The sequence below is a fragment of the Sorangium sp. So ce131 genome, assembly GCF_051519095.1.
Classification (GTDB): Bacteria; Myxococcota_A; Polyangia; order Polyangiales; family Polyangiaceae; genus Sorangium.
Genome location: NZ_CP150455.1, coordinates 8,741,993 through 8,755,320, shown reverse-complemented (window position 1 = coordinate 8,755,320; position 13,328 = coordinate 8,741,993). Strand labels below are relative to the sequence as shown.

10 protein-coding genes are annotated in these 13,328 nt (G+C 74.9%); 5 read left to right on the top strand and 5 right to left on the bottom strand.

Features of this window, described 5'->3' with window-relative positions; genetic code table 11:
* Positions 1-55 precede the first annotated feature (55 nt).
* On the bottom strand, positions 56-1,357 hold the full coding sequence (gene urtA, locus WMF43_RS31670; protein WP_437670448.1) for an urea ABC transporter substrate-binding protein: 1,302 nt from the start codon (positions 1,355-1,357) through the stop codon (positions 56-58).
* A 539-nt stretch (positions 1,358-1,896) separates the two neighbouring features.
* On the opposite strand from urtA, the gene WMF43_RS31665 reads away from it, so the two are divergent.
* A complete protein-coding gene (locus tag WMF43_RS31665; protein WP_437670446.1) occupies positions 1,897-2,697 on the top strand; it encodes a hypothetical protein in 801 nt (266 codons plus the stop codon).
* An 800-nt stretch (positions 2,698-3,497) separates the two neighbouring features.
* On the top strand, positions 3,498-4,016 hold the full coding sequence (locus WMF43_RS31660) for a hypothetical protein (protein WP_437670444.1): 519 nt from the start codon (positions 3,498-3,500) through the stop codon (positions 4,014-4,016).
* A gap of 148 nt (positions 4,017-4,164) precedes the next feature.
* On the opposite strand, the gene WMF43_RS31655 is transcribed toward WMF43_RS31660, so the two are convergent.
* From WMF43_RS31655 to WMF43_RS31645, 3 genes are read right to left on the bottom strand one after another with little or no spacing between them, the layout of a single operon-like run.
* Positions 4,165-5,973: a hypothetical protein gene (locus WMF43_RS31655; protein ID WP_437670440.1), complete on the bottom strand. Its 1,809-nt coding sequence runs from the start codon at positions 5,971-5,973 to the stop codon at positions 4,165-4,167.
* A 1-nt stretch (position 5,974) separates the two neighbouring features.
* The gene (locus tag WMF43_RS31650; protein ID WP_437670438.1) at positions 5,975-7,096 is read right to left on the bottom strand and encodes a tetratricopeptide repeat protein; all 1,122 of its coding nucleotides are present in this window, start codon (positions 7,094-7,096) and stop codon (positions 5,975-5,977) included.
* A gap of 5 nt (positions 7,097-7,101) precedes the next feature.
* Positions 7,102-8,949 carry a serine/threonine-protein kinase gene (locus tag WMF43_RS31645; protein ID WP_437670436.1) on the bottom strand — a complete coding sequence of 616 codons (1,848 nt, stop codon included), beginning with the start codon at positions 8,947-8,949 and terminating at the stop codon, positions 7,102-7,104.
* 316 nt (positions 8,950-9,265) lie between these two features.
* Between WMF43_RS31645 and WMF43_RS31640 the strand changes: the two genes are divergently transcribed.
* From WMF43_RS31640 to WMF43_RS31630, 3 genes are all read left to right on the top strand, one after another.
* Positions 9,266-10,207, top strand: a complete 942-nt coding sequence (locus WMF43_RS31640) for an ATP-binding cassette domain-containing protein (protein WP_437670434.1) — start codon at positions 9,266-9,268, stop codon at positions 10,205-10,207.
* Positions 10,204-11,259 (top strand): ABC transporter permease, encoded by a 1,056-nt coding sequence (locus WMF43_RS31635; protein ID WP_437670432.1) that lies wholly within the window; start codon positions 10,204-10,206, stop codon positions 11,257-11,259. Before WMF43_RS31640 ends, WMF43_RS31635 begins: the two co-directional genes overlap by 4 nt.
* 253 nt (positions 11,260-11,512) lie before the next feature.
* Positions 11,513-12,868: an LLM class flavin-dependent oxidoreductase gene (locus tag WMF43_RS31630; RefSeq protein ID WP_437670431.1), complete on the top strand. Its 1,356-nt coding sequence runs from the start codon at positions 11,513-11,515 to the stop codon at positions 12,866-12,868.
* Positions 12,869-12,931: 63 nt separating this feature from the next.
* Here the strand turns inward: WMF43_RS31630 and WMF43_RS31625 are convergent, their stop codons facing one another.
* Positions 12,932-13,306, bottom strand: a complete 375-nt coding sequence (locus WMF43_RS31625; RefSeq protein WP_437670429.1) for a VOC family protein — start codon at positions 13,304-13,306, stop codon at positions 12,932-12,934.
* Positions 13,307-13,328: the final 22 nt, after the last annotated feature.

Here is a 13,328-nt window from a genome sequence, read left to right as displayed (position 1 = left end):
GCGCCGGGCTCGCCAGGGCGGCAGCGCGCCCCGGCGCCCCGGCGGCCCGAGCGCGCTACTTCGCGGCGAGGTCCTTCGCCCAGGCGAACGCGGAGAGGAACGGGTCGGGCTGGACCGGCTTGCCCGAGCTCCAGACCTCATCGATGAGGCCGTCCTTCCGCACCATGCCGATGCGCACCGTCTTCCAGGTGTGCTGGTTCTTGCCGTCGAGCTTCACGAGGCCCCCGGGCGCCGCGTACTCGACGCCACCGCCCTGCACGGCCTCCTTGACCTTGGCGACGTCCGTCGACTTCGCCTTCTCGACGGCCAGCTTCCACAGGTAGACCCCGAAATAACCCGCCTCGATGGGATCGTCCGTGACGCGGGCGTCGCCGTACTTCGCCTTGTAGGCCGCGACGAACTTCTTGTTCTCGGGCGTGTCCGTCGTCTGGTAGTAGTTCCACGACACGAGGTGTCCGGCGATGTTCTCGGCGCCGATGCCGCGCACCTCCTCCTCCGCGACGCTGACCGAGAGGACGGGCACCTTGTCGGCGGTGTAGCCGGCGTCCTTGAACTGCTTGAAGAAGGCGACGTTGCTGTCGCCGTTCAGCGTGTTGAAGATCGCGTCCGGCTTGGCCGCGGCGATCTTGCTGATGATCGTGCTGACCTCGGTCCCGCCGAGCGGGAGGTACTCCTCGCCGGCGAGCTCGCCGCCCTTCGCCGCGAGCTGGGCCTTGATGATCTTGTTGGCCGTGCGCGGAAAGACGTAGTCGGAGCCGAGCAGGTAAATGCGCTTCTTGCCCTTCTCGAGCAGGTAGTCGACCGCGGGGACGATCTGCTGGCTGGGCTCGGCGCCGGTGTAGAAGATGTTGGGCGACTGCTCGAGCCCCTCGTACTGCACCGGGTAGAAGAGCAGGCCGTTCAGCTCCTCGAACGAGGGCAACATCGCCTTGCGGCTGGCGCTGGTCCACCCGCCGAACACGACGGCCACGCCGTCCTGCTGGACGAGCTTCCGCGCCTTCTCGTTGAACGTCGGCCAGTCGCTGGCGCCGTCCTCGATCACGGGCGTGAGCTGCTTGCCCAGCACGCCGCCCGCCTTGTTGATCTCCTCGATGGCGAGGATCGTCGCGTCCTTCACCGCGACCTCGCTGATCGACATGGTGCCGCTCAGCGAGTGGAGCACGCCGACCTTGATGGTGGCGCCCTCGGGGGCGGCCGCCGCGGGCGCCGCGCCCGGCCCCGGCGCCTCCTCGCCCCCCTTGCCGCACGCGGAGAGCAGGGCCGCGCCCGCGAGCGCCGCCGCCGCGACGCCGAGCGCCCGCCGCCCGAAAGAGCCCACCGCCGGCCGCTCCTCACCGCTTAGACCAGACGTGATCATCTTCAACGCATCCTCCTTGGGTGCCGGGAGCCCGTTCGATGCCCTGCATCGACGCGGCGCGGCGATCCGAATGCACGAGAGCCGTTTGGAAGTGTGGGAGTCGGCGACCGCCGGAAGGCTCCCGGCTGGGCGCCGGAGGTCCGCCCTGCACAGCAGAGCTCTGACCTCGGGCGACGGCCAGCGACACGACGACGTGGTGTAGCCCTTTTGCCCAGGCTCGTGTTTCCACGAGGTTTCTTCGAGATAAAATCTCGGCCGGCCGGGCCACGCAGCGCGTTTTGCCGGCGCGTCCTGGGTTCCAGGACACAGCGCGGGCGTCGAGCGCGGGCGTCGAGCGCGGCCCCGAGCGGCGCATGGTGTGCGCAGCCCTCGGCGCCGCGTGCACGATCCACCGCCGTTCGGGTGCCGGTGCGGCGGAGTCGCACTCTCCAGTGCGGCGAGAACTCTCTATCAAGAGCGGTTGAGTTCGGGTAGAGTGGTGGACGCTGTCTGTGCCCTGTGCTCGGTCGACACGGGCGAGCGCAGGCGGGGTGGAGCGTATGGAAAGCACCAAGCACTTGGCCGGTGAGACGGAAGGACGATCGTCGCCTGGAGGCGGGGCGGAGGGCCGCGCCGCCGCGGGGCCGCGGGACGAGAACTCGGTGATCATCTCGCTGAGCGCGCTGCTCGCCGTGGAGGAGGCCGCCGCCTCGAAGACGGCCAGCGCGAGGTCGGACCAGGGCGCGAGGAGCGCCGGCGTGGTGGATATCGACGGGCTGTCCGCCGGCGGCGATCAGGAGCGGGCCAGCTACCTCGATCTGTTCCCGTTCGGCGCGCCCGCCGAGCTGCCGGCGTTCAGGCCGCCCGATCTCACGCCGGTGCCGTCCGAGGTGCCGATCGACCTGCTCCCGCGGGGCGGGCGGCCGGCGGCGGGCGGGCGCCTTCGTTACGGCGCGCTCGCGGTCGTCGGCGCCGCGGTCATCGCCGCCGCGGCGTGGATCGGCGCCCCGCGCGAGGCGCTCCACGGCGCCGCGCAGGCCGGCGTGGGGCACGCGGCGCGCGCCGCAGGGGCGCGGCTGCCCAAGGTCGAGGCGCCTCCGGCGGCGGCGATCCCCGGGGCGCCGTCCTCGGGCAAGCAGGGCGACAAGGCGCGCGAGCGCGCGCAGCGGGGCGACAAGGCCCGGGCCGCGGCGCCGGCGGGCGGGGGCGGCGCGAAGACGGCGGAGAAGCGGGCGGCGGCGAGCCGCAGCCCGGCGCCGGCCGAGGCGGCGCCGGCGAAGCGCCAGGGGGGCGCAGCCGCGTCGGGGGATCCCTGCAACGGCGACCTCGCGTGCGCCATGCGGCGCGCCACCGGCGGATAGTCGCCGTACGACGCGGCCGAGGGGCACGGGGGCGCGCGGGACGAGCGCCCTCGCTGTCGGCCTGACGTCTCCGCGAGCCAGGGGCGAAGCGGAATACGGTGCTGGACGAGCTGCGGAGCAGTCGAGTTGCACGGGAGGCGCAGACCTCGCGGCCCTCCGTGCCCGGAGGAGGCGTCCAGTGCTCCTCCGCAGTCCCGCGCTCCTGACAGCCATCGAGGCGAACCGCGGTGTTCGCCGGACGTGAGATCGCCTTCGCGCGCTGCTCGCGCCGTTATGCGCTCGGATGTGCCCGGATACCCCTGGCTTGCCGGGATTGTTGGAGGGCGACCTCGGATCAGGCGAGGTATCGCCGCAGCCGCGCAACACACGAGCGGACTCGACAGCTGGGGAGAGGCTGCGTGAGGCGCGACGGCTTTCAGGCGAGCTCTGCCGGTCAAGCCGTCCATGAACCTGATTTGTGAGGACGGCAGGGCATGTAGTGCATTCCCTCAAAGCAGGTTATCCGCGCGAGGGTGCTTGATCGCCCTCAGACCTCGTGTGCTACGATCTGCTGTTGCTGTAACAGGCGACTGGTGGACGATTTGAACACCATGATGCACATCTGCGGCGCGCCGCTGCTCGACAGGCCCCTGAGGGCAGAGGCGCGCCGCTGTAAGCACGCAGCGGATACCGTCACGAAAATTTTTGGTGTAGGAACAAACCCCGGCGCCCGAATGGCGCTGAAAAACAAAGGAAGCGCTGCTCGGCGACGTCGCGACGCTCGTCCGAGCAGCGCAACCCTTCTTGTGTGGAGGTAGATCATGAAGGCTCTTGGTTTCGCGGCGATCTTGGTCAGCGTGTGCGCGATGGCGGCGTGTAAGGTCGGCGACGGCTCGGGCGGCGACGGCGGCTCGGGCGGCGACGGGGGCTCGGACGGCTCGACGACGACGTCGTCCTCCACGACCGGGGGCGGCGACGAGGGAGGGGGCGGCGCGGGTGGAGGCGAGGTGAACGCGTGCGCGGAGCTGGAGGAGCAGGCGTGCGTCGACTGCTGTGCCGAGGCGAACCCGACCGAGGTGGAGGTCCTGACCAAGCTGGTCTACTGGAACTGCGGCTGCGTGGAGGACGCTGTCTGCGCGACCGAGTGCAACACCGAGGATGCCACCACGGATGTCTGCGGGACCGATACGGCCATGCTCGAGGTGGAGAACGCCAACTGCGAGGCGTGCATCGCGCAGGCCCAGCAGGACGACGACTGCTACTTCGCGGCCCTCGATTCCTGCGCGGAGGAGGACGACTGCGAGGCGCTCACCACGTGCGGGGCCGACTGCGGGCCGTGAGCGGCTGAGAGGCGCTCACCCTCTCCCTGCCCAGACGCTGTCGGACGACCCTCGGCAGCCTGAGCCGCCGATGAGCTCGCCCTCTCTGCTGGAGCGCGCCTGCTCGCTCGCTCCGGCTCGGGCTTGCGCGACGTCCGTCCGACAGCGCCTACCGCGTCATCCAGACCAGCAGGACGTCGGCGGCGTTCGACAGCGCGTCGACGCCGCCGAGGTCGATGCTCCCCCTCACCGTCCCCGCAAGCAGGACGCGGCCGCGGTCCGCGTCGACGGCGACGCCCGCCGCGCGCCGCAGGCCGCCGCTGCTGCCCGGCGCCGGACCGAACCGGCGGCTCCACACGTGGCGGCCCCCGGCGTCGAGCCGCGCGGCGACGATGTCGAAGCCGCCGGTGCCGACGTCGAGCAGACCGCCGCCGAGGTCGGTCGGGCCCTCGACGTCGCCGGCGAGGGCGAGCCCGCCGTCCGGCTCGAACACGAGGCGCGGCGCCGCGCTCGCCCGGTAGGCGAGGCTGAAGTGGTGCTCGCCCGCCGCCCCGAGCCCGGCCACGAACGCCGAGACGCCGTTCGCGAGCAGGGGGCCGCCGCCCAGATCGAGCAGGCCCTCGAACGTGCCGCTCAGGGCGAGCTCGCCGCCCGGGCCGACCTCGATGTCGCCGCCCTGCTGCGCGCGGCCGTCGCCGAAGGCAAGCGACGTGATGGGGTCACCGTGGCGGTCGAGCCACGCGAGGAACACATCGCTCATCCCCGCCGACGCGAGCCGGGGCGCGCCCTCGCCGAGCTGGAGCTCGCCCTCGAAGCTGCCGGTGAGGATCACCTCGTCGCGCGCGCTCACCGCGACCCCCGTCGGCTCCTGGTGGCCAGCGCCGCCGAACATGCGGGTCCAGAGCGGCGGCCCGCCCCCGGCCCCGAACCTCACCACCACGACGTCGCTGCCGCCCGCGGCGCCCAGGCGCGCCGACGCAACCACGACCGCGCCGGACGACGAGATCGCGACGTCGCGCGGCTCTTCCTCGCGCTCGGGGGGGAGCAGCTCCCCCCAGCGCACCTCGCCGTGCTCGTCCAGCTTGACCACGAACCCCCGCCGCACGGGGGCGATGAGCCCGGCGCTGACGATCACGCCCTCGAGATCGCCCAAGACCGCGACCTCGCCCGCGGGATCGACCGCGAGCGCGCGCAGCCTGCCCTGGCCCTCGTCCACGAGCCGGCGCGCCCACGCGACCGCGCCGTCCGCCTCGATCCGCGCCACGAAGACGTCGTGCTCGGCGACGCTCGCGATCGGCCTGGGGCCGAGATCGAGGGAGCCCTCGAGCTCGCCGCCCACGATCGCGAAGCCGCCGCCCGCCGCGACCGCGAGCGCGCTCTGCGGGCCGGGGCCGCCGTACAGGCCGCCGGAGAGCACCGCGCCGCAGTCGACCGCGCCGTCGCAGCCCTCGTCGGCCGGCGTCGCGCAGTCCTCGACCCGGGGCGCGACCTCGCCGGCGCACGGGCCCCAGCGGCCGTCGCCCCCGCACGTCCGCCGCCCCGCGCGGCACACGCCGACGCCCTCGGTCGCCGGCGGCCCGCCGTACGGGCACACCTCGACCGCGCCCGGCGCGCAGGCGCAGGCCTCCTCGGCCGCCGGGCCATGCCCGCCGCCGCCCCCGTCGGCCGCGGGCTCGTCGACCGCGCCGTCGCAGTCGTCGTCGGCGGCGTTGCCGCAGCGCTCGGGCGCGGGCGTCACCTCGCCCTCGCACGGGCCATAGCCGTCGCCCGCGGCGTTGCACCGCTTCAGGCCGGGCCGGCACGCGCCGACGCCCGCGGTCGAGAGCGGGCCGCTGTAGCAGGCCACGGCGGAGAGCGGCGCGCAGGGCTCCGCCACGAGGAGGCCGTCCTCGAGCCCGAGCAGCACGTCGCAGCCGGCGGCGCCGAGCGCCGCGAGCGCGAGCCGCCCGACGATCCCGATCGAGACGCGCGCGCCCATGTCAGTAGCTCCCTCCCACGACGAGAGAAAAGGCGCCGGGGCCGGCCGTGGCCGACGCGGCGACGCGGGGGGAGGGCGCGCCGGCGGGGCGGGGCGATGCGGTCCAGAAGAGCAGGCCGGCCGCGAGCAGCGCCGCCGCGCCCGCCGAGAACGCGACCGTCGAGGCGGTGGCCGCCGACTGCGCGCCCTCGCGCAGCGCGACCCCGGCGGCGTCGCAGCGGTTCTGCGCGTCGCAGTGGCCCCGGTTCGAGGCGTTCCGGTCGGCGAGCGCCTCCGCGCCGAAGGCGGCGCCCAGGCCGAGGCCGACCAGGCCGGCGCCGCCGGTCGCGAGCGCGATCGCCCGCTGCGCGCGCCCGCCGCCGTCGAGGTCGCGGTCGCCGGCGAGCGCGGGCGCCGGGGCGGGAGGCGGCCGCCGCGCGGCGCCGGGCGGCGGTGCGGGGAGGGCGGCGGGCGACGCCGCGGGGAGCGCGGCGGGGAGGGCGCGCGCGGGCTGCTCCGGCTCCAGCGGGGGCACGTTGATGACCACGCGCGCGCCGTCCGGCGGGACCGCGCGCACGGCCGACCAGCGCTTCCTGCCGGGCGCCCACGCCTCGATCGCGTGAGGCCCGGGGTCGACCGGGATCGCCTGCCCCCACAGCGCGGGGAGGACCACCACGCCGTTGCGCCGGATCTCGAGCCCGGGCGCGGCGCCCCCTTCGGGGACCGCGATCTCGAGCCGCGAGAGCCGCGGCGCGAGCGCCTCCGCGAGCGCGGCGGCGCGGGCCGCGCGCGGATCGCCGGCGCTCTTCGCGACGGCCGCGGCCTCGGCGTAGACGTTCCAGGCGCCAGCGGTCCTGCCCGCGGCCGCGAGGCACTCGCCGAGCCGCAGGAGGAGGTTGATCGCGGTCGGGTCGAGCCGCCGGCCCTGCTCGAGCAGCGCGCACGCCTCGGCGGTGCGCCCCGTCGAGAGCAGCTGCCGCGCGGCCTGGTAAAGCGCGAGCACCTGCTCCTTGCGCGCGACGGTGGGATCGCCGGCCTCGGCGCGCGCCGAGGCGAGCGACAGCGAGGCCGCCGCGAGCGCGCAGGCGAGCCGCCGGCGCGCGCCCGCGGCGCGGACGTCCGGACGAGCGGCGCCTCGGCGCACGGCGATCACCAGGGGCTCTCCGGCGCGGGCGTGGGGGCCTCCGCGCCGCGGCCAGGCGCCGCCGCGCCGCCAGGAGCCGCGCCGCCTGGGGCGCCGCCAGCAGCGCCGCCAGGAGCCGCGCCGCCTGGGGCGCCGCCAGGAGCCGCGCCGCCTGGGGCGCCGCCAGCAGCGCCGCCAGGAGCCGCGCCGCCTTGAGCCACGCCGCCCCCGGCGGAGCCGCCCGCAACCGCGCTGCCCGGGATCGGCGCCGGAGCGAGCGGCGTAGCCTTCGGTGAGGGCGCCGCCGGCGCGGCCAGCGCCGCCACCGAGGCCGGCGCGGCCAGGGCGGCGAGCGCGGCCGGGCTCGCCGGCGCGGCCGGCGGCGACAGCGCGGCCGGAGAGGCCGGGACCGCGGGCGCCGCGGGTTTGCTCTCCGAGATCCCGGACACCCGCGCCGGCCGCGCCGGCCGCGCCGGCGCGCGCTGCGTCCGCGCGGCGCTCGCGCGCGAGAGCGGCTCGACCTTGGCCGGCAGGACGAGCCCGGCCGTGTCGCACGCGACCAGCGAGGCGTCGCCGACTTCCCCCGGCGGCGCGTGGCCCGCGCCGGCCGCGCCGGCGCGCGCCGCGATGCCCGCCGCGTCGCGGGGCTCCTCGCGGGGCTCCGGCAGCGGGCCTTCCAGGGCGGCCGCCGGCAGCTCCGCGGCGAGCCCCGGCGACACGCCGGCGAGGCGCTGCGCGCTCGCGCCCTCGGCCCAGGTCGACGCCGGCGGGCGCGGCCACCCGGACGGCAGCACGGCCGCCCCGAGCGCGGCGCTCGCGGACAGCGCGCCGACCGCCGCCGCGGCCAGCCAGGCCCGGCTCTTCGGGCCGCGGCGGCCCTCGCGCCGCGGGGTCTCGGCCGGCCGCACGGCGGTCGGGGGCGGGCTCTGCTCCCGCCACGTGAACGTCGGATCGCTCCGGTGAAACCCCGTGGGCAACGTCGCGTCCGGCGGCCCGCGCAGCGCGAACGGCGCGAGCGCGGCGGCGAGCTCGCCGACCGAGGCGGGGCGGCGGCTGCGGTTCTTCTCGAGGCAGCGCATCACGATCTGCTCGAAGCCCTCGGGCAGGCCGGCGCACACGCTCCCGAGCGGCCGGGGCGGCTGCTCCGTCACGACGATCACGAGCTGCTCCAGCGTCTCCGCGGCGAACGGCAGCGCGCCGCTCACGAGCTGGTAGAGCACCACCCCGAGCGCCCACACGTCCGCGCGCAGATCGACGTCCCGCGGCGTGAGCATCTGCTCGGGCGCCATGTAGCGGCGCGAGCCCATGACCGACCGCGCCGTCGTCATCTCGAGCCCGTCGTCCTCGGGCTTCGTGCACGTGAACTTCGCGACGCCGAAGTCGAGGATCTTGATGAGCGGCGTGCCGTCGGTCCGGTACGTCAGGAACAGGTTCGCGGGCTTGAGATCCCGGTGCACCATGCCGAGCGCGTGCGCCTCGGTCAGCGCGACGCAGGCCTGACGCACGTACTCGGCCGCCTCCTCGACCGGGAGCCGCCCGCGGCGCTCCATGATCGAGCGGAGGTCGTTGCCCGAGAGGTGCTCCATCACGATGAACGGCACCGGCAGCGTCAGGCCCGGCCTCGGCGCGAGCGAGCCCAGATCGAGGATCCGCGGCACGTGCTCGCCCTTCAGCCGGAACATGCCGCGCGCCTCGCGCTGGAACCGCCGCAGCAGCGCCGGGTTGCCGCAGTACTCGGCCCGCATGAACTTGATCGCGACGAGCTCGCCCAGCGAGAGGTGCCGCGCGGCAACCACGGTCCCCATCCCGCCGACCCCGAGCAGCCGCTCCACCCGGTAGCGCTCCGCGACGATCTCGCCGCAGTGCACGGGCACCACTCCCTCTTCATCGCTCACCACGCGCCCCCCAACTCCGTCGATCTGGGATTGCAGACCGGCCAGCCGCGCTCTTGGGCCGGATGGTTCCTTGCAGGGCGCGCTCGAGCGCTCGCCGCAGGTGTCTGGCGAGATTCGATTCTCCGGAGAGGCAATGCGTCGCGTCGCCTGTCGAATTTTCCGGTGCTCCTGTGGGCGCGTGGAGGCCCGCTCGGTGCGTCGAGGTCGCACTGGAGAGGACCTCCGCCCGCGCGCGACCGCGTCCGCTTCCAGCACCTCGGTTCCTTTCCATCGTGCTTCGCGGTAGAGCGGCGCCGTGTCCGCCCCGCCCGCCCTCGTCTGTCGCGGCCTGGTCAAACGGTACGGCGACGTCGTGGCCGTGAACGGGCTCGACCTCGAGGTGCAGCGCGGCGAGTGCTTCGGCCTGCTCGGCCCGAACGGCGCGGGCAAGACGACCACGGTGGAGATCCTCGAGGGGCTGTCGAGCCCCGACGCGGGGGACGTCGAGGTGCTGGGGGAGCGCTGGGTCGGCGACGGGCTCGCGCTGCGCGCCCGGCTCGGGATCCAGCTCCAGGAGACCCGCTTCCCGGAGAAGCTTCGGGTCGCGGAGGTGATCGCGCTCTTCCGCAGCTTCTACCCGCGCGGGCTCGAGCCGGAGGAGGCGCTGCGCCGCGTGTCCTTGCAGGAGAAGGCGAGGGCGCACGTGCGCGCGCTGTCGGGCGGGCAGAAGCAGCGCCTCTCGCTCGCGTGCGCGATCGTGGGCGACCCGGAGGTGCTGTTCCTGGACGAGCCGAGCACCGGCCTCGACCCGGCGTCGCGCCGCGAGATCTGGGAGATCGTCGAGGACCTGAAGGCGCGCGGCCGCACGATCCTCCTGACCACGCACTACATGGAGGAAGCCGCGCGCCTCTGCGACCGCGTCGCGATCGTCGACCGCGGGCGGGTCCTGTCGCTCGGCACGCCCGCGGCGCTCGTCGCGTCGCTCGGCGCGGAGCACGTGGTGGAGGTCGAGGTGGACGGGGAGCTCGCCGAGGAGGAGCTCAGGGCGCTGCCCGCGGTGGAGGGCGTGCGCGTCTCGGGCGGGGCGATCCGGCTGACGGTGCGCGACGTCGCGCGGGCGCTGCCGCCGCTGCTCTCGCTGTGCGCGGCGCGCGGCGCGGCGCCGCGGCGGCTCGCCACGCACCACGCGAGCCTGGAGGACGTGTTCATGGCGCTGGCCGGGCGGCGGCTCGAGGGGGCAGGGGAGGAGGCGGCGTGACGGCGCGGTGGCTCCGGTCGCTCCGCGCCTCGCCGCTCGCGCTCCTCATCCGGGCGCGGGTGATGGAGTTCCTGCGGGAGCCCGAGTCGCTCTTCTGGGTGTTCCTGTTCCCGATCCTGCTCTCGTCGGCGCTCGCGGTCGCGTTCCGGGAGCAGCCCGCCGAGCCGGTGCCGGTGAGCGTCGAGGCGGGCGCGCTGGCCGAGCCGCGGCGCGCGGCGCTCGAGGCCTCGGGGCGGGTCGTGCCCCGCGTGGCGCCGCGGGAGCAGGCGCGGCAGGCGCTCAGGACCGGGAAGGTCGCGCTCGTCGTGCTCGCCACCGATCCGCCGACGTACTGGTTCGATCCCACGCGGCCGGAGAGCCGGATCGCGCGGCTCGAGGTCGACGAGGCGCTGCAGCGCGCCGCCGGGCGCGAGGACACCTTCCGCCCCGCCGAGCTCGAGATGACCGAGAAGGGCTCGCGGTACATCGACTTCCTGATCCCCGGGCTGCTCGGCCTGAACCTCATGTCGACCGGGATCTGGTCGCTCGCGTTCACGTTCGTGCAGCAGCGCATGGGCAAGCTCCTGAAGCTGTTCATCGCGGCGCCGATGCGGCGCTGGCAGCTGCTCGCGGCGCACGTCGGGGCGCGGCTCGTCTTCCTGGCGCTCGAGGTCGGCGCCCTGCTCCTGTTCGCGGTGTACGCGCTCGGCGTCCCGATCGCCGGCTCGCTCGGGTCGCTCGCGCTGGTGGTCCTGGCGGGCGCGATGTCGTTCGTGGGCGTCGGCCTGCTCATCGCCGCGCGGCCCCGCACGATCGAGGGCGTCTCGGGCCTGGGCAACCTCGCGATGTTGCCGATGTGGATCCTCTCGGGCGTCTTCTTCTCGACCGAGCGCTTCCCCGACGCGATCCAGCCGCTCATCCAGGCCCTGCCGCTCACCGCGCTGAACGACGCGCTGCGCGGCGTGATGCTCGACGCGGCGCCGCTCGCCGCGCTCGCGCCCGAGCTCGCGGTGCTCGCCGCCTGGGGCGGCGTCTCCTTCGCGCTCGCGCTGCGGTGGTTCCGCTGGCAGTGACGCGCCCGCGGTGACGCGCGCGCGGGGCGGCCTGCGGGCGGTGTTTCCCTGCCAGCAGCGCGCCAGCAGCGCGGGCGGGCGTTGCTGCTGGGCGAGCACCCGCGGCCGCGGCGCTGGGCGAGCCGCCGCGCCTTCCGCCGCTTCCGCCGCCGCGCCGAGGCTTCCTCCCGGAGGCACGAGGCTTGCGCACGGCACACGGCGAGCGCGGGCGCCGATGGCGCGCCCGCGCGCGAGCGCAAGCACCGAGGACACCATGAGCGACGATCAGCGGAAGATCCGCCTGGGCGCCTTTCTGCCCGGCGCCGGCCACCACGTGGCCGCCTGGCGGCACCCGAAGGCGCAGGCCGACGGCGGGATCAACTTCGACCATTACAAGCGCATCACCCAGACGGCGGAGCGGGCCAAGTTCGACGCGGTGTTCCTCGCCGACGGGCTGGCCGTGCAGAGCCGGCCCGGGGCGCAGGGCCGGACGGCGTACGGCGGCGGCTTCGAGCCGGTCACGCTGTTCTCCGCGCTGTCGGCCGTCACCGAGCGCATCGGGTTCATCGCCACGGCCTCCACCACGTACGAGGACCCGTACCTCCTCGCCCGCAAGTTCGCCTCGCTGGACCACATCAGCCACGGGCGCGCGGGGTGGAACGTGGTCACCACCGGCGGGGGCGAGGCCGCGGGGAACTTCGGGCTCGAGGCCCACCCCGACCACGCGCAGCGCTACGTCCGCGCCCGCGAGTTCGTCGACGTGGTCACCGGCCTGTGGGACAGCTGGGAAGACGACGCCTTCCTCCGCGACAAGGAGACCGGGCGCTACTACGACCCCGAGAAGCTGCACACCCTCAACCACACGGGGAAGTTCTTCTCGGTGCGGGGGCCGCTCAACGTCCCCCGTCCGCCGCAAGGCCACCCGGTCATCGTCCAGGCGGGATCGTCGGAGGCGGGCAAGGAGCTCGCGGCGGAGACCGCCGAGGTGATCTTCACGGCCCAGCAGACGCTGGAGGACGCTCAGGCCTTCTACGCGGACGTGAAGGGCCGGATGGCCAAGTACGGCCGCAGCCCGGACCAGCTCAAGATCATGCCGGGGGTGTTCCCCGTGGTCGCCAGGACGGAGGCCGAGGCCAGGGCGAAGTACCAGGAGCTGCAGGACCTCATCTTGCCGGAGGTCGGGCTGGGGCTGCTCTCGGCGCTCTCGGGCGGCGTGGATCTGTCGGGGTACCCGGTGGACGGTCCGCTGCCCGAGCTGCCGGAGACCAACAACAACAAGAGCCGGCAGGCGCTCATGTTCGACATCGCCCGCAAGCGCAACCTCTCCATCCGCGAGCTCTACCTCTGGGTGGCCGGGGCGCGCGGGCACTGGACGATCGTGGGCTCGGTGGAGCAGATCGTCGACCAGCTGGAGGCCTGGTTCACGCAGGGCGGGGCCGACGGGTTCAACATCATGCCCCCGTGGCTCCCGGGCGGGCTCGAGGACTTCGTCGCGCTGGTGATCCCGGAGCTGCAGCGGCGGGGGCTCTTCCGGACCGAGTACGAGGGCCGGACGCTCCGCGAGAACCTCGGGCTGGCCCGGCCGGCGAACCGCCACGAGGGCAAGAAGTCGCAGGCCTCGGCCGCCTGAGCGCCGTCGCTCCGGTCGGCCAAGGCGCCGCTCCAGGCGGGGCTCCTCGGCGGCCGCGGCGCTTCAGGGCGCGCCGGCGTCGATGAGCTCCAGGCGGTTTCCGAACGGATCGTCCGTGTGGAACCGGCGCACGTCGGGCAGCTCGTCGCTCCAGCGCACGGCGTGCCCTGCGGCCACGAGCGCGGCCGCGAGGTCGTCGATGCCCGCGACCGTGATGCCGGGGTGGGCCTTGCGCGCCGGCCGGAAATCGGCCTCCACGCCGAGGTGGACCGTCACGGCGCCGGCGCGGAACCAGGCGCCGCCGCGCGACGCGAGCGGCTCGGGCTTGGGGACGTGCTCCATGCCGAGCACGTCCCTGTAGAACGCCACGGCGCGCGGCTCCTGGCCCGGGGGCATGGCGAGCTGCACGTGATCGATGCAGACGAGCGAGAAGGGCATGACAGAGCTCTACTACGCGGGC

Bases quoted from the DNA above. Each gene is read 5' to 3' on its own strand.
- urtA (WP_437670448.1), bottom strand. From the start codon at position 1,357: ATGATCACGTCTGGTCTAAGCGGTGAGGAGCGGCCGGCGGTGGGCTCT.
- WMF43_RS31665 (WP_437670446.1), top strand. From the start codon at position 1,897: ATGGAAAGCACCAAGCACTTGGCCGGTGAGACGGAAGGACGATCGTCG.
- WMF43_RS31660 (WP_437670444.1), top strand. From the start codon at position 3,498: ATGAAGGCTCTTGGTTTCGCGGCGATCTTGGTCAGCGTGTGCGCGATG.
- WMF43_RS31655 (WP_437670440.1), bottom strand. From the start codon at position 5,973: ATGGGCGCGCGCGTCTCGATCGGGATCGTCGGGCGGCTCGCGCTCGCG.
- WMF43_RS31630 (WP_437670431.1), top strand. From the start codon at position 11,513: ATGAGCGACGATCAGCGGAAGATCCGCCTGGGCGCCTTTCTGCCCGGC.
- WMF43_RS31625 (WP_437670429.1), bottom strand. From the start codon at position 13,306: ATGCCCTTCTCGCTCGTCTGCATCGATCACGTGCAGCTCGCCATGCCC.